The 19,266-nt window shown below is 55.6% G+C and carries 17 protein-coding genes; 7 read left to right on the top strand and 10 right to left on the bottom strand.

The features are described from left to right. Positions 1–141: 141 nt before the first annotated feature. Positions 142–2,325: an STAS domain-containing protein gene (locus C4520_12150; protein RJP19833.1), complete on the bottom strand. Its 2,184-nt coding sequence runs from the start codon at positions 2,323–2,325 to the stop codon at positions 142–144. A 322-nt stretch (positions 2,326–2,647) separates the two neighbouring features. Here C4520_12150 and C4520_12145 point away from each other — a divergent pair, with 322 nt between their 5' ends. Continuing rightward, positions 2,648–3,382 carry a SagB/ThcOx family dehydrogenase gene (locus C4520_12145; protein RJP19832.1) on the top strand — a complete coding sequence of 245 codons (735 nt, stop codon included), beginning with the start codon at positions 2,648–2,650 and terminating at the stop codon, positions 3,380–3,382. Between the two features lie 8 nt (positions 3,383–3,390). Here C4520_12145 and C4520_12140 read toward each other — a convergent pair whose 3' ends face one another. Next, on the bottom strand, positions 3,391–6,018 hold the full coding sequence (locus tag C4520_12140; protein ID RJP19831.1) for a PAS domain S-box protein: 2,628 nt from the start codon (positions 6,016–6,018) through the stop codon (positions 3,391–3,393). A 179-nt stretch (positions 6,019–6,197) separates the two neighbouring features. After that, positions 6,198–7,025 carry an SDR family oxidoreductase gene (locus tag C4520_12135; protein ID RJP19830.1) on the bottom strand — a complete coding sequence of 276 codons (828 nt, stop codon included), beginning with the start codon at positions 7,023–7,025 and terminating at the stop codon, positions 6,198–6,200. A gap of 217 nt (positions 7,026–7,242) precedes the next feature. Between C4520_12135 and C4520_12130 the strand changes: the two genes are divergently transcribed. The 4 genes from C4520_12130 to C4520_12115 all read left to right on the top strand — a co-directional run bounded on the left by C4520_12130 (position 7,243) and on the right by C4520_12115 (position 11,500). After that, positions 7,243–8,292 carry a creatininase family protein gene (locus tag C4520_12130; GenBank protein ID RJP19829.1) on the top strand — a complete coding sequence of 350 codons (1,050 nt, stop codon included), beginning with the start codon at positions 7,243–7,245 and terminating at the stop codon, positions 8,290–8,292. A 79-nt stretch (positions 8,293–8,371) separates the two neighbouring features. Beyond that, the gene (locus C4520_12125) at positions 8,372–9,766 is read left to right on the top strand and encodes an FAD-binding oxidoreductase (protein ID RJP19828.1); all 1,395 of its coding nucleotides are present in this window, start codon (positions 8,372–8,374) and stop codon (positions 9,764–9,766) included. 65 nt (positions 9,767–9,831) lie between these two features. Continuing rightward, positions 9,832–11,130 carry a hypothetical protein gene (locus C4520_12120; protein ID RJP19827.1) on the top strand — a complete coding sequence of 433 codons (1,299 nt, stop codon included), beginning with the start codon at positions 9,832–9,834 and terminating at the stop codon, positions 11,128–11,130. A gap of 10 nt (positions 11,131–11,140) precedes the next feature. Continuing rightward, entirely contained in the window at positions 11,141–11,500 is a 360-nt protein-coding gene (locus tag C4520_12115; GenBank protein ID RJP19826.1) for a carboxymuconolactone decarboxylase family protein, read from the top strand. A 53-nt stretch (positions 11,501–11,553) separates the two neighbouring features. Here C4520_12115 and C4520_12110 read toward each other — a convergent pair whose 3' ends face one another. Beyond that, positions 11,554–12,084, bottom strand: a complete 531-nt coding sequence (locus tag C4520_12110; GenBank protein RJP19825.1) for a ferritin — start codon at positions 12,082–12,084, stop codon at positions 11,554–11,556. Positions 12,085–12,340: 256 nt separating this feature from the next. Between C4520_12110 and C4520_12105 the strand changes: the two genes are divergently transcribed. Both C4520_12105 and C4520_12100 read left to right on the top strand, forming a co-directional pair. Further along, complete coding sequence (locus C4520_12105; protein RJP19824.1) at positions 12,341–13,888, top strand: phosphotransferase; 1,548 nt, start codon at positions 12,341–12,343, stop codon at positions 13,886–13,888. A gap of 23 nt (positions 13,889–13,911) precedes the next feature. Continuing rightward, entirely contained in the window at positions 13,912–14,772 is an 861-nt protein-coding gene (locus tag C4520_12100; protein RJP19823.1) for an SDR family oxidoreductase, read from the top strand. 103 nt (positions 14,773–14,875) lie between these two features. On the opposite strand, the gene C4520_12095 is transcribed toward C4520_12100, so the two are convergent. From C4520_12095 to C4520_12070, 6 genes are all read right to left on the bottom strand, one after another. After that, complete coding sequence (locus tag C4520_12095; protein ID RJP19864.1) at positions 14,876–15,271, bottom strand: four-helix bundle copper-binding protein; 396 nt, start codon at positions 15,269–15,271, stop codon at positions 14,876–14,878. A 251-nt stretch (positions 15,272–15,522) separates the two neighbouring features. Then, positions 15,523–16,029 carry a ferritin-like domain-containing protein gene (locus C4520_12090; GenBank protein ID RJP19822.1) on the bottom strand — a complete coding sequence of 169 codons (507 nt, stop codon included), beginning with the start codon at positions 16,027–16,029 and terminating at the stop codon, positions 15,523–15,525. Positions 16,030–16,044: 15 nt separating this feature from the next. After that, positions 16,045–16,518 (bottom strand): hemerythrin domain-containing protein, encoded by a 474-nt coding sequence (locus tag C4520_12085; protein RJP19821.1) that lies wholly within the window; start codon positions 16,516–16,518, stop codon positions 16,045–16,047. Between the two features lie 206 nt (positions 16,519–16,724). Further along, positions 16,725–16,955: a hypothetical protein gene (locus C4520_12080; protein ID RJP19820.1), complete on the bottom strand. Its 231-nt coding sequence runs from the start codon at positions 16,953–16,955 to the stop codon at positions 16,725–16,727. Between the two features lie 17 nt (positions 16,956–16,972). Next, entirely contained in the window at positions 16,973–18,181 is a 1,209-nt protein-coding gene (locus tag C4520_12075; protein ID RJP19819.1) for a glutathione-dependent formaldehyde dehydrogenase, read from the bottom strand. A 246-nt stretch (positions 18,182–18,427) separates the two neighbouring features. Beyond that, the gene (locus C4520_12070) at positions 18,428–18,928 is read right to left on the bottom strand and encodes a PRC-barrel domain containing protein (protein RJP19818.1); all 501 of its coding nucleotides are present in this window, start codon (positions 18,926–18,928) and stop codon (positions 18,428–18,430) included. Between the last annotated feature and the right edge of the window lie 338 nt (positions 18,929–19,266).

Below are 19,266 nucleotides of genomic sequence, written 5' to 3'. Positions count from 1 at the left end.
TAGGCGCTAAGGCTCGACAAGAAGAGGAAGATCGAGATGATCGGCAAGCATCGCGTATCCTGGATTCTGCGGCTGGAATAATTCGCGCAATTCATTGAATTCGTGCGATACGTGATTAAATTTTCTCGCGCCTTGGCGGAATCACACTCTGCGGCACACTCTGAGGAGTGGGCACTCTTCTTCCTGGGCGTTCTCATGTGCTTTCGCATGAATCGCCTGGATCGCCGCCGATTGGGTCGGGAACATGTGGTCTTCGCCGATCTCTTCGTACAGGTGAGTGCGCTTGAGCACGTCGATCACATTGTCCTTCAACCCGCTGAACGAGACGTCGTAGCCGGCATCTCGCAGGCGCGCCACAAGCTGCGACAGCATTTCCTCGCCCGACGCATCGAGCTCGTTAATCCCGTGCGCAACGATCAGGACGTGCCTCAGGTCGGGCATGGCGGCCACCTGCTCGAGCACCTTATCTTCGAGATAGCTGGCGCTGGCGAAGAAGAGCGGGCCATCAAACCGTATTGCGGCGACGTAGCGGCATTTTTCCAGGCCGTGCCGGTTCGCATCGCGCAGCGAATCGTCGGGATGCAGCGACAGAACGGCGAGGCCGGGCTTGAGGTTGCGATACAGATACAGGATGAGCGAGAGCGCGACTCCGATCATGATGCCCTTGTCGAGGTGGGGCGCGAACGCGAGCGTGAAGACGAAACTCAGGATCGAGATGGCGCCGTCATAGCGCTGCGCTTCCCAGGCGTGGATGAACCCCTTGACGTTGATAAGGCCGACAACCGCCATCATGATGATCGCGGCAAGCACCGCCTGTGGCAGGTGGTACAAAAGCGGAGTGAACAGCATCAAGGTGATAACGACCACCAGGCTGGTTACCACGCTCGATAATCCGGTCACGGCGCCGGCTTGTATGTTTACGGCCGATCGCGAGAACGAGCCGGAGACCGGATAGCTGCGCCCGATCGAGCCGACCATGTTCGCAAGCCCCTGCCCGATCAGTTCCTGGTTCGGATCGAGACGCTGTCCCGTCTTTGCCGCCATCGCCTTCGCGATCGATATCGCTTCCATGAATCCGAGCAGCGAGATGATGGCCGCCATCGGGAAAAGCTGGAGTATGAAATTCGGATCGAACTTCGGAACCGAAAACTTCGGGAGCCCTTTCGGAATTGTGCCGACTACGGCCCCTCCCGAAGAGAGCGAAATGGAATCCTCCGGAATGATCTCGTTTCTGACGCGCATGCGCCAGCAACGCCCGTCACACTGGATGCCCTCCGGGGTCGCAGTGCGCAGGTAAAACTTCATTTCGTCCCCGCTCGTTGCCGCCGTGAACTGGAACGACCGAAGCTGGTTGCGATAGACCTGCGCCTTCTCCTTCAGTTCGGACAGGTGAAGGTTGAGCAGGGCGAGCTTATGGTTCAGTTCCATTGCCTCAGCCGAATGCAGGCCGTGCGTCTTCTGGACCTCGGTGATCTGAGGCGACAGCAGGGTGCGCGCCTCCGAGGCCTTCTCCATCTCGTCGAGCACCAGGTTATACTGGTTAACGGCCTCCCGCGCCTCCGGCGCCTCGATTGCGCTCAGGCGGGCCTTGTAGTTATGCTCGAAGCCGGTCGCCCACGCAAGCAGCGTCGTCACCACCACGGCCACAAGCACATTCGGTATCTTCGGGTTCAGCCATTTCAGGCCGTACATGATCGCAAACGCGAGCGCGGCCATTCCGAGGCTCGGCACGTGCGTGTAATGCCAGGCCGCCTGCATCACGCGCCAAATGGTTTCGTAATGATGCTCGGCCGTATCGACCGACACTCCGAAAATCTTTGAAAGCTGTGAGGTCGCAATGATGATGGCGGCCGCATTCGTGAAGCCGTTGACCACGGGATGTGACAGGAAATTTACCGCGATCCCGAGCCGCAGGATGCCGAGAGTGAACTGGAAGGCGCCGACCATCATCGCGAGGAGAATGGCGTACGCGATAAAGCCTTCGCTGCCCGCCTTCGCGAGCGGTTCGAGGGCGGCAGCCGTCATCAAGGAGACGACCGCAACCGGTCCGGTAGCCAATTGGCGGCTGGACCCGAAAAGGGCGGCGATGCTGGGGGGAATGAAGGCGGCGTACAAGCCGTAATAGGCCGGCAGGCCGGCGAGCTGGGCATACGCCATCGACTGCGGGATCAGCACGAGCGCAACGGTCACCCCTGCTATAATATCGGAGCGCAGAGTTGCCCCGTTGATTTCCTTGGCCCAGGCTAAAAAGGGGAAAACCCGTACCGGGTCGATCAGCCGTTTCCTTCGGGCCACGGCTTCAACTGGAGCGACGGTTGCATTCATACTGACGGCCTGTCGTGAGTCCTTCACGGCTTCAGCCTCCCAGAGATGGCGACGGGGGGCACGTGCGATCCGGATAATGGGGATATCCTGTATGATTGACCCACAATAGTATCTTCCGTTTCCAGAAAAATTTGCTAAATTAGGTTCACCTGATGAAACGCTATTGGGGGTTTGGGCCAAACATTATCGCATGGTAGAACTATACCATAAAAGGGTGCCGACTTCAACCGCAAAACACCCGCGCCGCGGGCCTTCCTCGGATTCCCTGCGGCCTTGGCTCAAATCGATCTCCGGCCCGGCTTGGTAAGGAAAAGGGGGACATATGGAATACGAAGGAATCGGGAAAACATACCAGGATCTGACCAGGTACAGGCGCGGTTCAATGCGCCGCCACAAGCTCGACTTTGAAATGCAGCCGTCTCCCCGCAAATTGTATCCGGAATCCCTGCAAGAAGTCGTGTTGCCCACGCCCACCACAAAGGGCGGCGTGCCTCTTTGGGACATCATCAGGGAGCGCCGCTCCATCAGATCGTATGGTCGGGAATCGATGTCGCTCCAGCAATTGGCTCAGCTTCTCTGGGCGACGCAGGGAATCACGCTCCGCGTGCGAGAACATGGATTTCGTAGCGCGCCCTCCGCAGGGGCGTTATATCCAATCGAGACATATGTTCTGAGCAACCGGGTCGAAAACCTGGAGCCGGGGCTTTATCATTACGATCCGTCCGAGGCTTCCCTGCAACTGCTAAAACAGGGTGATTATGGGCGGCTCGTGGCAAGAAGCGCTCTCGACCAGCCCATGTTTGAAGAGGCGGCGGCCGTTTTTCTTTGGACCGCGATCATCGCCCGCAGCGCCTGGAAATACGCTGAGCGGGCATATCGCTACATCTACATGGATGCCGGGCACATCGGGCAGAACCTGTACCTCGCCGCGGCCGGGATCGGGTTCGGATGCTGCGCCGCCGGCGCCTTTTATGATGAAGAGATCAATGCGTTTTTGGAGATCGATGGCAGGGAGGAAACGGCCGTATATCTGGCAGCGGTCGGAAAGCTGCACTAGGAAGAATTTTACGTGGTCTCAGAATTGAGCGGGAGGATGACATCGACGCAAGTGCCCTTGCCGATTGTGCTTCGGATGCTGATGGCGCCGCCGTGCGCCTCTATGATCCTCTTGCTGAAAGGTAATCCCAGCCCAATTCCTCTGGTTTTCGTGGTGAAAAAAGGCTCGCAAACCTGCTCGAGGTCGGTTTCGGCTATTCCACAGCCATTATCGATCATCGACAGAATGATTTTCCTGCCGGTATCATCCGCTGACAAACGCGAACGTATGATCAGAGTGCCGTGACCGCAGATGGCGTCGGCCGCATTAACAAAGAGATTCACGAGCACCTGGATAAAGCGGTTAACATCGACAAACACCTTCTCGTCTTCTCGTTCGAGGTCGGCATAAATGGCGACATGAGAGAACCTGCGCGTCGCAACCTCCAGCGCCCGCTCAATAAGGTCCTCTATCGTGACGGCTGATTTTTGAAGCTGAATCGGGCGCGCAAAGTCGATCAGCTCAGTAGTTATCTGGTTAAGCAGATTCACGCCGTAACCGATCTCCCTGAAAATCTCGGCGCTTTCCTTCTGCTGACCTACATATCGCTTCAGTGACTCGGCGCCGAGTTCTATGGTCTGCAGGGGATTTCTCACCTCGTGGGCGAGCACCGCAACCATCCGGCCAATCGCGGCCAGATTCCTCGCCTGCTGAAGTTCCTCCACCTTCCGCTTGACCATGTCCTCGAGCTGTTCGGACAGACGGCGATAACGCGCTTCGGAATCTTTCAGCTCTTGCTCGGCCTCCTTTCGCTTGCTGATATTCCTGACAAACGCCCACAGGCCCGAATTCTTGCCGGCTTCGTCCTTCAAAAGGTATTTCCTGACCTCGATGGGCAGTACTACCCCGTCCTTTCTGCGATACTCCTTTTCATAGACATCGGAATATCCTCTGGGAAAGACCTGTTCGTGGATGATCTTTCTTTCGAAGGCATGCCATCTTCGGGGAGTCAGATCCCAATACGACATCTGATTCAGCTCCGGTTCGGAGTAGCCGACTATCTGCATGAAGCTGGTATTAAACTCGATAAAGCGCCCGTCCAAATCGGTCATGACATATCCGTCATGACTTCCTTCATACAGCTCGCGGTAGCGGCTCTGCGATCGGCTGAGCTTTTGCTCCGCCTGCTTACTCTCGGTGATATCCCGGATCACCGCCAGTTTTCCCGTTGCTTCGCCGTTCTTGTTCCTGAGTACCGTAATGACCGAATCGACATCGATTCTCTTGCCGATGAGAGTGACGTGGACGTTCTGCCCGCTCCAGATGTTTTTTTCCGCAAGGGCGGTATTGACCGCGTCAGAATCCAGCCAATCACCATGGACTGTCTCAGAAAGCAGGCGTCCCAGAACCTCGGCTGCGGACAATTCATACAGGCGCTCGGCCCCCGGGTTCCAGTAGGTGATCCGCTGTTCTTCATCCACCGCGATAACGGCGTCATTTATCTGCGATAGCGCGTTGGCCTGGAACCGCAGCTCGTCCTCGACCTTCTTGTGCTCGGTAACGTCTCGGATGAGCCAGCGAATTCCCTCCGGATGCCCTTTTGGATTGCGAATCAATCCGACGCTGACGGAAGCGTCGAACGCCGGCTTCTTTCCCCGCGGCTGAAGGCGCAATCCAAACTGCCTCTTCCCCTTGAGCCGAAAGACACTGGCAAACCGTGACAGGAAGACGTCATGGTCCTCCTTCCGGACAAAGGACATGAAAGAACAGCCGGCGAGATATTTGCTCGACGTATTCAGAAGCTGGAGTGCGTTGCGGTTGGCGCCGGTAATGAAGCCGGACGCATCGGTTATGATGTAGCCGTCCGGCGCGAGTTCGAATAAATCCAGATACCGCTGGCTCTCGTTCTTCAGCACTTCTCTACTGGCGAGCATCTCTTCGTTTTGATCGCGCAACTCCTCCTCCGTCACCCGAAGTTCTTCAATCGTGCTTTGAAGCTCGTCAAGCGTCCTCTTGAGCTCGTCTTCCGCGCGCCCGCGTTCCCTGATCTCTTCCTTGAGGCGCCGATTGATCTGATGCAGCTCCGCCGTCCTCTCCCGGACCAGCTTCTCGAGGTGGTCCTGGTGCTTCAACAGCTCCTCTTGCGCGCGCACCCGGTTCGTCGCGTCGATAGCGGTCAGGAGCAATCCATCGGTTTGGCCGGCCGGGTTTTGGACCGGAAACAGGCTCCAGTCCCAGTAGGTTGTTCCGCGTTCGGTATCGGCTCCATACACAAACGGTTTCTCCGAGATGGAATACGGTTTGCCCCTCTCCAGAACGCGCCGAAAAATACGTTCGTTCTCTTCGTTCGGGTACAAATCAAAATGGTTCTTGCCGCAGAAGAAATCCGTATCGCGGCCATCAGCCTTGGCATACGCCTCGTTCACGCGAATGAAACGGAAATTCTTGTCCAGGTAAGCGATCAGAACGTAGCGGTTCGCAAAAAGCTTCTCAAGGATTTCCAAGGCATGGAAGGCCTCATCTTCTTTTTGCGAGCCTTTTGAGGAGGGCGCTGCCGCTGAGCGAGAAGATTTTTCTCCCTTGGACCAAGCTGCAGGAGAAGAGGGGGATTTCTTCTTGCTCTGAGGTTCCGGATTGTGTTTCGGGCGGGAAGCCACAAACTCTCCTTTTATTGCCCCATAATCATGGCACTTTCGAGAAACTGACGAAAGAGCTTATCGAATTTTATTATAGATCAACGTGGCCATCATTTCAAATTCAAGCAACAACAAGTTTCCTCTCGATGCTCCGGCTGACGGAAACTGTGGACACTTTCCAGGGAGGAAAGCCGGTGAACTCAATGCATTTCCCATCCGCCGGTGATATTGAGGGCCTGGCCGGTCATGTAATCGGCATCCGGAGAGCACAAGAAAGCCACTACTCCGGCGACGTCCGCCGGTGTGCCGGGACGACCGATCGGGATCGCCTTCACTTTTTCATCCACAATATCCTGAATGGAAATGCCGAGCGCGTCCGCCTGTCGTGCGTGTCCCTCGCGCGTCAGATCCGTATCAATGAATCCGGGGCAAACGGCATTAACGGTGATATGAAAAGGCGCCAGTTCGAGCGCCATCGCCCGGGTCAGTCCGATTACCGCCTGCTTCGCCGCGATATAGGCGGCCAGATAGGGAGCGGGCGTTTTCGCCGTGCGCGACGACAGATTCACGATCTTGCCGCCGCCGCGCCCCACCATCTTCTGTGCCGCCGCCTTCGAGCACAGGAATGCGCCCGTCGCATTGATTTCGAGCGTCTTGCGCCACGCCGCTTCCTCCATCATCAGGATCGGCGCGGAGCCGGGGTTGCCGCCGGCGTTATTGACCAGAATGTCAATGCCTCCGAATTCGCTTTCGGTCTTCTCCAATGCGGCCTCGACATCGGCCGCATCGGTAACATCGCATTTTACGGCGATGCTCTTTCCCCCCGCCTTGCGGATAGTTTCGGCTGTCTCGTTTAGTTGGTCCCACGAACCCATTCCATAGCCGGGGGCGTCTTTCAATTCCAGGCAGATGTCGCTGATAACAACGTTGGCGCCCTCGCGCGCAAGTCGAACCGCTATTGCGGCGCCGATTCCCGTAACTCTCCCCACGCCCGTTATAAATGCCGTCTTCCCTTCAAATCTGCTCATAATGCTCTCCTCTTGAAAAAAAACTCCACAAAACTCGGCATATGCTATATAATATACGATACCAATTGCCTTATCCACAATTCATGCATCGGGAACTGCACTATCGGGAGGAAGCGCAGCCTCGCAGCGGAATTCCCTATCCATCCCAATCATAAGGCATGGCAAATAATTCATTTATTCTGATGGTGTTTTCTGTTTTTTGAACAAGGAGGTCACCGTGACTCCAAACATCTTCAAGGCTGAGGAAATGCTTTATCCTCAGATGCGGGATTTGGATCGGGAAAAGACGCTGCTGATTCTGCCCGTGAGCGCGCTCGAAGTGCATGGTCATCACCTGCCGATGGGGATGGATACCTTCTCCGCGGCAACCTCCGCGGCGGGAGTGGCCGAACTCTTTGCCAAGGCGCATCCGGACTGGTCGGTCGTCGTGTATCCGCCGTTGACGCTCGGCACCGATGAGCTGCCGCTGCCCGGCTCGATCTCGGTCAGCCCGCGCACCGTAAGAAGCGCAGTCATGGGATTCGGCAAATCGCTTGCGCGCCACGGCTTCAAGTACATCGTGATCACCAACGGCCATGGCGGTCCGCGCCATTCTCCCGCGATCGAGGAGGCGTGTCACCGCATCAGCCTCCGCAAGAAAGTGGCCATGTTCGCGCCGTCAATCCGCGTGCTTCATCCGTATACCGACGGCAGAGCGATCCCGAAACTCGAGGCCGAGCTTGGCAGGCCGTTGACCGATCTGGAGCGGCGGGCTTTCGCCACCGGCGGAGAACACGCCGGCGTTCTGGAGACTTCGATCATGCTCGCGTATCGGCCGGACCTGGTTTCCGATGTCTACAAGAGGTGCGAATTCGATCAGCCGCCTCGCGTCAAGATCTTCTTCAAGCTGAGCAAGATAGTCGGCGGCGTCTTACGATTGGCTCGGCTGAGGAGACTCGCGGACAAGGCGACGCTCATTCTGAACGGACTCGGCGGCACGCTCGGCTGGCTTTTCAATTCGCGGTGGAACTACGGCGATCACCTGGTGACCTACAGCGGCATTCCAAAGGCCGGCTCGGCCGAGATCGGAAGTGCGGCGATGAGGCTGCTCGCCAAGGATTTGCTCGAGGAGGTGGAGGCCGTAATTCACGGCAAGATGCTTCCCTCCCAGGTCCACAGCCTCATGTGGACGGTGCCGCTTATTCGGACCGATTTCTTCAGGAACCTCGGTTTTGCCGCCGCAGGCTTGTTCCTGATTTTCATTGTGGGACTTTTCTTCGTAATCTAACGAAATGGGAGGCATACTACTTATCTCTGTTATGCGGCGATTCCGGTTCGCATGCACTTGATTATTCAAATCTTGCCGGATGCTCGCCTGCAAAAAGAATAAGTATTATGTCCCCAATTTCTCTTATGGGAGCGAAGCCATGATGAAGCTTTCGCGCCGCAGGTTTCTCTCTCTCGCCGGGGCCGGCGCCGGCCTCGCCGCAGCTCCCGGACTCGCCGCCCTCCCATTTCCCGCCAGCGTCGAATATGGCGACGCGCGCGGTGAAAGCCTCTGGATGAATGAGGCGCCTATTCCTCCTGCGCCGCGGCTGGAGGACACAATCGAGGCGGACGTTGCCGTTATCGGGAGCGGGTACACCGGCCTCTCGTGCGCGTATTACCTCAGAAAACTTCGCCCCGATCTCTCAGTTATCCTCCTCGAGTCCCACAAGCTCGGCTCGGGCGCATCCTCCCGAAATTCAGGCGCCGTCAGCCGATCCTATCGCGGCCTCGGAATGACCGCCCTCACACAGCGCGGCTTCGATCGCCTGATTCAATTCATCACGGAAGAAGAAATCGATTGCGATCTGAAGCAAGTCGCAACGCTCGAGTTATTTCCTTCCAAACGAGACGCGCAAAAACTTGCCGCAACGCTCCCCGGCGCAAAATGGGTTCCCGCCGGCGAGTTGCGCACATCTCTTCAATCCTCCTATTATGCCGGTGCTCTCGAATCCGGCGATTACATCACCATACATCCGGGAAAACTGGTCGCCGGCCATGCGGAGGCGGCCCGTCGCGTGGGCGTCAAATTGTATGAGGAGTCGCCCGTCGTCCGGATTCAGGATGGGAAACCGGCGCGTCTTTCGACGCCGCTCGGGAAGGTGATTGCCCGCTCCGTTTTCATTGCGACCAATGCATATACCGCTCGCCTGGGAATTTTACGCTCCATACTCCTGCCCGTTCACCAGTTCACCTTTGCGACCGGACCGCTTACATCCGGCCAAATCACAGAGAAGGCGCTCGATCGCTGGCCGCTGAGATTCGAGCGCAACATCCTGCCGGTGACAACCGTGCTTACCCCGAGCGGCCATTTCTTCATCCGGATCGTGCTCGGCTATTCGAGCTTCAATTCCTGCAGGTGGACCGATATTAACGGCGCGAAAGAGCTCGCACGTCGCATGTTCGAGCAGCGGTATCCCTGGATTTCCAGGATTCAGCTCACCGAGGGGTGGCATGGAGTAACCGGTCACACGCTGGACGGCCGCGAAATCGCACGTCCGATTTTCGGCGGGAATATTCTTGTCAGCGCAGCCTATAACGGGCTTGGCGTGATGCCCGGCCATAACAACGGCTACTTGGCCGCATGCCGCCTCGCCGGTTATAATGACGAGGATGCGCACTATTTCAGCGACCGAATACGCCATTATCCTGTTCCGGGAGAATTCTACAGGAGCCTGCTCTTCAAGCCGTTCATGAAGGTAATGACCCCGGATTAACCGAGCCGTTTTTTATGATGCCATCTCCTCCACCCAACAACCAACTCCGCCGACTGCGCCTCGCGATGATACTGCTCTACATCGCGTTTGGATTCGCATTCCGCATCATGATGGCGCCGGCCAATCAGCTCGACCCGCACGTGCCCGACCTGACGGGCGACCTGATGATGAATTACGACGTCGTGGCGGAGATCATCGGCGCGCGTTCCATCATTGACGGCAGCTTCAGTATGTACGTCGGAAAATATTCCGCCGACGTTGTCCCGCCCGACGGCGTGGCGCTGCCATATCCTCCTCTGATGGCTTACATGCAGGCGCCGGTCGTCTTCATAGCGGACCGGTTCGGTGTCGAGCCGTTCGGCATGGTCATGATGATGCTGTGCGGCCTGCCGTATATCGTGCTCGGCGGGCTTCTTGCCTGGCAAGCGGGCAGTGTCTTACAAAATACGCTTGGGATCGACGATGAACTTTCCGCCACCACAGTGACGCTGCTGGTGCTGTTCTCGGCGCTGCTGTTCTGGGTTGTGACGTATGCTGCCCGCTTCGAGTTGGTTGCACCGCTGTTTCTGATCCTCGCAATGACCGCGCTCAGCCGCGGCCGCTATGGCCGCGCCGGCTTTTGGAACGGGATGGCGCTGATGACAAAACTGACCTCGCTACCGGCCACCGCGGTCTTTGCGGCGATTATTTTGAAAGAGATGGTGAAGGGAGAGGTTTCGGTGAAGCAGGCGGCTCGCTTTGCGGCGGGAACGCCGATCCCCCTTCTTATCCTGCTTCCGTTCCTTATCGCGCATCCGCGCGCGCTGTACGAAGGCCTGTTTGTCACGCCGGCGCTGCTGCCCATCATGGACGTGAGCTTCGTGAATCTGCTCGTGCAGGCAGGCGCATGGATATTCGACAAGGAGCCCCTGCGGGAATTGCTCAAGCTGCATTCGAGTTCGATGATCCTCGCGGCTTCATTCATATTCGTTGCCGCAGTCGTTTGGAAAAAAGATGTGAAGCCGGGAACAAGCCGGTTCTGCGCTCTGATCGCGCTGGCATCCTTTTTCCTGCCCGTACTCGCAAAGTATACGTACATCGACAAGTACACAGCGGTGGCGTCGATATTCGTGATTCTTTGGGGCGCGTCTCGGCGCAAGGGCTTCCCCCACGAGGCGGTGTGGTTCGTCATCTTGCAGTCATTTCTGCTCGACCATGTTCCGGTGATCTGGAAAAGATATGTCGGTCTGATCTTCTATGCCGTCGTTTTCGCATATGTCTTCTATTTCGCTTTTGTGGTCCGGCAGGTGGATGACGCCGAGCCTGCGGCTTCCGGTGAGCAAGAACGCCGGGCGACTGAATCGGCTGGCGTAGGCCTTCAATGAAAGGGTTCGTATGGATGAGAAAGATAGGGAGAAGTTGGAAAGAATTATCGATGACCGGAAGAAAGCTCACCAGTATCTTGTTTCAAAAGGCTCCCGCGTCTACCGTACTTTTCTGGACTTGGAAAAAGAGGCCTTCTCGAGCGGAAACCTTGAGAAGAAATATAAGGAACTCGTTGCTCTTGGCATTTCCATCGTGATCAACTGTGAATCATGCATCGAGTGGCATACGGCACAAGCTCTCAAAGCCGGAGCATCGGAGGAGCAAGTATTGGAGGCGATCGAGGTAGGAATCGAAATGGGAGGCGGACCGGCCACCGTATCGAGCAGATTCGCTCTCAAGGCCTTGGAATATCACGGCGGAAAAAAATAACTGCACGCACTTCCGTAAAAAGTAGAAACGGGACATCCCTTTCGTCGCTTGCTCTATGCAATCCCCAGGCGCAGCTGCGAAAGGCTGATGTGGTCGTTCTCAACCTCCGACACCGCCTCAAAGAATTCTCTGACCGGTTCCTCGGTGGTCCCTCGAGCGGCCGCTGAATAGAATTTTACCGCTTCTTGCTCGCGCCGCAGGGCTTCTTCCAGGTGCTCCTCGCGAGTGGTCAGCCCGCAAATTTCCGGAACATCCTGCACCGCCACTTTCGGAACATTGAGATATTTGCAAATCACCGAAGCATGCTCGCTCTCGATGCGTGAAAGAGCCTTGAACATCTCCTTTGTGAGCGGTTCATCCGTAGCATTCATAGCACAGCGGTAAAATTGAACATTATCCACCTCCAGCTTCAGCGCGCTCTCGAGATGTTTCCTGGTCACATCGCTCAGAATTGGGGGTTCCGGCTCAACCCAGTTGTCAGCCAGTATAATAAATTTTGCCGGCGCTCCGCAGAAGGGACAGTTGGAGGGCTTGGTGTTGCCGACGTAGGGATCCCCGCAAACCCTGCATTTGAAAACATTCATGATGCCTCCTCCTTTTCAGAACCCGCGCCTGTTCAACTTATTATAACAATGCCGCAAAGAAGCCGCAATTAGTTTTCTTGGCTTCTTTCCGCTTCGGGGGAAATGTTGCCCCTGTCCTCCCGCGGCCTTCGAGAAAAATCGGCCTGAAAATCAGGAACGTCTGTGCAGGCGGTCTCCTTATTGGCGGGGTGGCGTGATAATTGTTAAAGTTAAACAGGACAATGAGTTAAAGGTTGTATAGAGCCAGGCGAGTTTCATGATTCTCGAAATGCATTCCCACACCTCTGAACATTCGGTCTGCAGCCGGATCGACGCGGTCTCTCTCGTGCAGGCCGTCCATAACATGGGGTTTGAGGGGATCGTTCTGACCGATCACCATTATCTCTGGATGCCGGAGGAAATGGAGGATTTGCGCCGGCGCGCAGGCATTCCCGAATACTTTATTATTCTCGCAGGGCAAGAGGTAGCCACTTCAGATGCCGGTCACGTGCTGGTATACGGGGCCGAACGCACGCTTTCCGAAAAAACCCCGCTTCCCGCCATCCGGCAGGAGTTTCCTGAGGCCGCCATCGTTTGGGCGCACCCGTATCGCAACGGCCACAAGCCCTCTCCGGAGGGCCTGACGAATCCTTATCGGGATGCAGTCGAGATCTTCAGCTCGAATCATACTGTTGTGGAATTGAATCGCGGCGTGCGTGACTGGCACCGGCACAAGTTTGCGGCAACCGGCGGAACCGACGCTCACTCAACCGCCAATGTCGGCAGATATCCCACCATTTTCGAGCATCCTGTTAAAAGCATCGGCGACCTCGCCGCCGAAATAAGAGCCGGTCGCTGTCGCCCCTTATATAAGGAGATCACTCGATCAAGAGCTCCGCACATTGAGGTGGTGGAGCTTGTCATCGGATTGAAGGGAGCGAATAAGGTCCGTGAAAATCTGGTGATCAAGCGCTACAACAGACTGGATGCGTGGGAGCGCGGTAACCGCACTTCTCACATTCTGAAAGAACTGGGTCGGTATTCGTTCCACGGCGGAAAATTTCGCGTGCCGCGTCCCCTTGGTTCGGATGCGGAAGAGTTGGTCCTGATCGAGGAAGGAGTTCGCGGGAGAACCCTCTTTGAGCGGGTCCTGCGAGCCGATGTCGAGCATGCACGGTTCTATCTGCAGCTTGCGGCGCAATGGCTGGCGAATCTGCATAATATGAAGCTTCAGATAACGCCGCCCGACGAATTTATGGAGACCGAGCCCCACCGGCTGGCGCATTATGTCTCCAATTCCGATCGAATCGACCCGAAGCATGCCCGCCGCATCAGCGAGATCACGAACCATGTCCTGGAAGCGGAGCGGGTGTTATATTTGCATCATCCTGAGCGCATGGTCCAGGGGCATGGCGATTATCACCCGAAAAACTTATTCATCGGGCAGGACAATCCCGACGACAGCGAATCCAGCTATATTTCAGCTGTGGACTTTGATGATTCCTACTGCATGCCGCCCGCATTCGACGTCGGCACTTTCATAACCCAGTTTCGTAGCCAGTTCTTCCATCACCGGGACGTGCTGAAGACGGTGAATGAAGATTTCTTTCTTGCCACTTACCTGCAATATGCAGAGGATGCGGGCGACGATTTCCTTGCGCAGGTCGAGTTGTTCAAGGCCCGCGCCAGCTTGAGCATCATCTATTTCCTGATAAAAATCGGTCTCGGAGACAGTGAGAACTTGTGGAGGATACTGGTGGAGGCCGAGCATAGCCTCACAAGTCTGTCCATCCACGAATCGCATGCCGAATTCCGCGCCGACTGATCTATTAAGAGAAAGGAACCGAAATGGCAGAGAAAGGAAAGAAACAGTTTCCGCGCCAGCGGCAGAAACAACCTGGCATCCGCTCGAAGATGCGACCCAAGCCACTCACCGAAAGCGCACACTATAAACCTTCCGAGAAACTACTCGATAAGGCCACCCTGATCACCGGCGGCGACAGCGGCATCGGCCGCGCGGTAGCCATCCTTTTTGCGAAAGAGGGTGCGGACGTCGCAATCGTGTATTTGAGCGAGCATGAGGATGCCGCTGACACCAAGCGCCTGGTGGAGGCTGAAGGGCGCCGGTGCATTTTGATTTCCGGAGACGTTGGGCGGGAATCTTTCTGCTTCCGCGCGGTTGAGAAGACAATAAAAGCCTTCGGCAGATTGAACATTTTGATAAATAACGCGGGCGAACAGCATGTTGTGGAAGATTTCGCTGCGCTCAGCGGCGAACAGATTGAAAAGACTTTCAAAACCAACATCTTCTCAATGTTCTACATGATCAAGGCGGCTCTTCCACACCTCGCTCAGGGCAGCGTCATTATTAATTCCGCATCCATCACCGCTTATCTCGGACATCCGAAACTGGTTGATTACGCTTCCACGAAGGGAGCGATCGTCGCCCTCACGCGATCGCTGGCGCTGAAGTTCGTTGACCGGGGCATACGCGTGAATGGAGTGGCCCCCGGCCCCATCTGGACACCCTTGATCCCGGCCAGCTATGACGAGGATCACGTTGCGGAATTCGGCGGAAACACTCCAATGGGACGAGCCGGCCAGCCGGAAGAAGTAGCCCCCTGTTACGTTTTCTTGGCAAGCAATGACTCGTCGTACATGACCGGTCAGATACTTCACCCCAATGGAGGCCGCATTGTAAACGGCTGAAAATTCCTCCTGCAGGAATAACCGCTGTTGCCGCCGACCTGAAAAACGTGGCGCCTGTTTCTTCTCCGCGAGAAGCGGAAACAGGCTCCTTTTCTTTCAAAGATTAGCGAGCCACCGTCATTTCCTGAATGATGCGGTCGCATGTTTTTTCACAAGCGCGGCAGGTCTCCGCACAAATACGGCAATGCTCGTGGTGGGCTGCATGCTGTTCACATTCCTGTCCGCAGACACGGCATGCCGCGGCGCAGACCTCCAGTTGTTTGTGAAGCAGGCCCATGTCTGCGCCCACCTGGCGAAGCAGCATTCGCGCGGCGGCGCTGCAAGCGTCGGCGCAGTCATAATTGAGCCGAATGCATTTCACGAGCTGCTTCACATTGTCCTCTGCCAGACAGGCGTCCGCGCAGAGAATGCACGTATCGGCACACGAAGTGAGTGTGTCGATTGTTCTCATCAGATTGTTTTTGTCGATCTTGATTTTTCCAGGATGCGCTTCAATCATCTCTTGAAGATGATTCATAACTTTCTCCTTTTCCCGGGAAGCGATTCTTATTCTGGATTCCGCGAGTAGTCCTCGCCGGCATAGCAGACAGCGCAAGCTCGCCCTCTTCTTGCTCCATCCGGTTCTTCGACTGGTTTCAATTGTCGGGTCTCAAGTATTCCCTTGCGCCCTCATATTCCGGCACGGTTCGCGAATCTATTCCCAACGGAACAATGAATAAGAGCATATCTTTTGGTGATTCTGGATCGGGATCAGGCCGTCTTCTTCCACAGTTTAGTTTCCAGGGCTGTTTCGATATATTCGAGATGTCTCCTTTCATCCTCGTAATTCTTCTCGATAAGAGCCTTGATCGATGGGGTTACGTCCCAGGAGCGGGCCTTATTGTAACTCTTATTGGTTGTCTTCTCGTTCGACCTCATTGCTTTGAGCGCGCCTTCCGTCCCCGTCTTGCTCCGAATGGCCGTGAAACCCTCCAGCAAAAAACCCTTTGTGTCACGCTTGTATTCAGGAGGCGTTTCTCCCAGTTCGCGAATCGCGACTGACAGCTCCGCAACGTGCCGTTTGTGGTCGTCGCGAAATTCAATAAGCCTGTTCTTGATGGGCCACTCCTTGATTTCATCTATCGCCTGCCCGTATGCATATTCTGCATCAATGTCCAGCTGCACCAGCGAGCTCAGTTTTTTTGCGGTTTCCTTTGTATCCAAAGGGGACCTCCTTTTCTCATTCCCATTCTTTTTTACGACGCTGACGATCAGCAATGTCTGAAGCCGTGCTTAAGCCGCGGCTTTCTTGCTCAACCGGTTCTTCAAAGACTGTTTATTCTTCTGGAATTCCTCAAAGATGTCCGAGATCTGCTCTTGATCAAAGGCTTTCCGGGCGTCATCGAAAATTTTGCTCTCCTCTTCTTCGATGTGCTTTCTGATCAGTTCCTTGAAGACGAGTAATTTTGCCTTCCACTCATCCTGGTCTTTCGGCATCTTATCCAATTCTTTCAGCACCATTTCGGCGACATGATGCTCCTCTAAAGCCTCAAGGGCGTCTTCTCTTGCGCGTTTCTCCTTGGCGAGGACCGGATAAAAAACCTTCTCTTCCGCCTTCATATGCGGAATCAGATCTATCTTCAGTTTTTCAAATAGATTCTCTCTGTTTTTCCGCCCGCCTTTCGACGTCTGAACCAGCTTCTCCAAAATCCCCTGGACCTGCTCATGATCGCTATGGATTTCCATAAAAAGATCAGCTTGCGGCATTGTCTATCCTCCTTTGGTTCTCCGAGACAAATACACCCTCCTAATTCTTGATCCCGAACATGTCTCTGGAAATAAGGTAAAGTAGTTAAATTGCAGACCGGCCGCTTTCTCGTGAACCGGGGCCGAAAGACCTTTTTGCGGCGGCATACACTTCAGCCGATGATATATGGTTGATACAACTTTCGCCGCGAGTGAGGAATTTTCCCTCAATAAGGCACCGAGATGGACCGAAAGCGCTCCCACTTCTGGATGCACATGAGAGCGTCGATTCGGGGATCTCCCTCAAGCAGTTCAATGGCCGGGTATGCTCCCGCAGCCGTTATGTGTGCGTGCGGCGAGCTTTCACGCAACGCCTGCAGGACAGGTGTCTCCATTACGAAATCACCGATCCCATACCGCAGGCACAGCAGAATCCGGCGGGCGGCGCAAAATTGCATGACAGGCTGTATCTTCTTTATGCCGCCTGCTTCAGCTCCACCTTGATCCAACCGGGTTGCCGATGGTCGAATGCCTTATAGGCATCTATGATCGAAGTGAACGGCTCAACGTTGGTCAATATCTTCGTCGGCTGGACCGCGCCGCTTTGAACCAGGTCGACCAGCATCGGGATGTAACTGCGGTGGTTGCAGTTGCCCATGTGGATCCTGAGGTTCTTCATCATTGCCTGCCCGATGGGGAACAACCTGACCGTCTGCGGATAAACCCCGATAACCGAAAGCAAGCCCGCTTTCGCCAGGGCGTCAACCGCCCACGTCAGCGCCAGTGACGGCGCATCGCCCGGCTTCCACGCCTGTCCTTTCGTCTTCCTGGGGGCCACTTGGCTCAGCTCGCGCTCGTATTCTTCTCTTTCTTTTTTTACCTTTTCCGCAGCAGGCCCGCTGTGCGGACTCTCGGCGTCCACGCCCACGGCGTCAATTGCGCGGTCAACGCCTATTCCGCCCGTCAGGCTCATGATGGCTTCCACCGGGTCTTCTTTGCTGAAATCGATTGTCTCGGCGCCTTGCGCCCTCGCCATCTCGAGTCGGCACGGCACATGATCGATGGCGAAAATGCGCCCGGCCCCAAACAGCTTTGCGCTGAGAATGGCGAATTGGCCGACGGGGCCGCACCCGAACACCGCCACCGTATGCCCGCGATGAATTTGGGCGATGTCGGCCCCGAAGTAGCCGGTCGGGAAAATGTCGGACAGCAGAATCGCTTCGTCATCGGTGAGACTGTCTATCTTTACGGGTCCTACATTGGCAAAGGGAATCCGCGCCTTCTCCGCCTGAAGCCCGTGAATGGCTCCGGCCAGTTTCGGTCCCCCGAAAAAGGCCGTGCCCGCGCGCTTGCCGTTGGGATTGGCGTTGTCACACTGGGCATAATAGCCGGCGCGGCAATACGAGCAGTAGCCGCAGGCGATGGTGGAAGGAATGACTACCCGGTCGCCTTCCTTCAAGTTCCGAACTCCGGGACCCACCTGCTCGACGATGCCCACACCCTCATGCCCGAGCACTGTTCCCGGCTCCATTCCGGACATGGTTCCCCGGATCATGTGCAGATCGGTCCCGCAAATCGCCGTGGCGGTAAGCCGCACGATCGCATCCGTTGGCTCTTTGATCTGAGGCTCCGATACATCTTCAAAACGAATATCGCCTATATCATGAAAAACCACAGCTTTCATAAAACGGCTCCTTGTTTTGGTTTCCTGACAAGGGGGTTTTCCATAGTTTGCCGTCGCCAATACCTTCCTGCAATACTCATCGAGCGTAATTTTTGGGCAGGGCAGGAGAGCTTCGCCGGTGTCCCGGAAATCTGCCGATGGGCCCCGCCTCCTTACAAAAAATTGGCGATATCCGGAAGGATATCGCCAGGTCCTTAAGGAAATGCTGAGTTAGGGCTGAATCAACTAAAGAGTTCAGTCTCGCAGTTATTGTTGCTTCTTTTGCTGACCCTGTTGACCTCCCTGCATCTGTTGCTGTGCGCCCGCGGCGCCCTGCTGATAATATGTATTCACTCTCTGCTGGATCTGAGTGAATTGCGACCAGTTGTTCTCGTCGAAGCCGGGGGCGCTTCTCAGTTGCTGCTGGCTCACGCTGATGACAAGGGCATCTTTCTGTAATTGCGGATTCGCCGCCTTGATCGGGATGGGAATCAACTTGTTTTGCTGACCGACTTTGTCGCCGGACATGATAAGATACGCGTTCTGCCCCTGTTTATCCACCACGATGTCCTGAATTTCCCCGAGCTCCTGCCCCTGCTGGGTTTGAACTTTCATGTCCTTCAGTTCGCTCAGCCGGAACGCGTTCTGAAGCTGCTGCGCCTGCTGCTGCCTCTGCTGTTGTCCTTGCTGCTGAGCCCATGTCGCATCGGCCGCCGCAAAACTGGCAATCATCAAAACCACCAACAGGACGGTGACTAAATTTCTCATAGACAGTTCCTCCTTATCTTGTTTAGTTGATGCCCTAACATCCGCCTCTTTGTCTGGAATGCGGTTTTTGCAGTCCTCTGAGGTTCACAATCAAAAACCTCATACCATTAATAAATACTCTGATAGCGATTTGCGTCCGATACTATACAGTAAACACTGTATTTTGCGACACCCCCTCATGTGCAACGGCATGTCGGGGGCTGGCAGAAGAAAGCGGATTGAGTATCAGGCACGGAAAAAAGAATCGGCGGCATCCTTACCTGACGCCGCCGAAAATGCTGGAGGGCTCCTTAACCGAATCAAAACAGGCGCTTGTTTGCGCCCTTTTCGTTACCGTT

The sequence above is a fragment of the Candidatus Abyssobacteria bacterium SURF_5 genome (genome assembly GCA_003598085.1).
GTDB lineage: Bacteria > Abyssobacteria > SURF-5 > SURF-5 > SURF-5 > SURF-5.
Note: the sequence above shows the minus strand (reverse complement) of the source record. Positions and strands in the feature narration are given on the sequence as shown.

What these genes read in the sequence shown, in the direction of transcription:
- C4520_12075 (RJP19819.1), bottom strand. Translation starts at nt 18,181, where the DNA reads ATGAAAGCTGTGGTTTTTCATGATATAGGCGATATTCGTTTTGAAGAT.
- C4520_12115 (RJP19826.1), top strand. Translation starts at nt 11,141, where the DNA reads ATGGATGAGAAAGATAGGGAGAAGTTGGAAAGAATTATCGATGACCGG.
- C4520_12105 (RJP19824.1), top strand. Translation starts at nt 12,341, where the DNA reads ATGATTCTCGAAATGCATTCCCACACCTCTGAACATTCGGTCTGCAGC.
- C4520_12120 (RJP19827.1), top strand. Translation starts at nt 9,832, where the DNA reads ATGATACTGCTCTACATCGCGTTTGGATTCGCATTCCGCATCATGATG.
- C4520_12145 (RJP19832.1), top strand. Translation starts at nt 2,648, where the DNA reads ATGGAATACGAAGGAATCGGGAAAACATACCAGGATCTGACCAGGTAC.
- C4520_12085 (RJP19821.1), bottom strand. Translation starts at nt 16,518, where the DNA reads ATGCCGCAAGCTGATCTTTTTATGGAAATCCATAGCGATCATGAGCAG.
- C4520_12080 (RJP19820.1), bottom strand. Translation starts at nt 16,955, where the DNA reads ATGCAATTTTGCGCCGCCCGCCGGATTCTGCTGTGCCTGCGGTATGGG.
- C4520_12095 (RJP19864.1), bottom strand. Translation starts at nt 15,271, where the DNA reads ATGATTGAAGCGCATCCTGGAAAAATCAAGATCGACAAAAACAATCTG.
- C4520_12110 (RJP19825.1), bottom strand. Translation starts at nt 12,084, where the DNA reads ATGAATGTTTTCAAATGCAGGGTTTGCGGGGATCCCTACGTCGGCAAC.
- C4520_12150 (RJP19833.1), bottom strand. Translation starts at nt 2,325, where the DNA reads ATGAATGCAACCGTCGCTCCAGTTGAAGCCGTGGCCCGAAGGAAACGG.
- C4520_12100 (RJP19823.1), top strand. Translation starts at nt 13,912, where the DNA reads ATGGCAGAGAAAGGAAAGAAACAGTTTCCGCGCCAGCGGCAGAAACAA.
- C4520_12135 (RJP19830.1), bottom strand. Translation starts at nt 7,025, where the DNA reads ATGAGCAGATTTGAAGGGAAGACGGCATTTATAACGGGCGTGGGGAGA.
- C4520_12125 (RJP19828.1), top strand. Translation starts at nt 8,372, where the DNA reads ATGCTCGCCTGCAAAAAGAATAAGTATTATGTCCCCAATTTCTCTTAT.
- C4520_12070 (RJP19818.1), bottom strand. Translation starts at nt 18,928, where the DNA reads ATGAGAAATTTAGTCACCGTCCTGTTGGTGGTTTTGATGATTGCCAGT.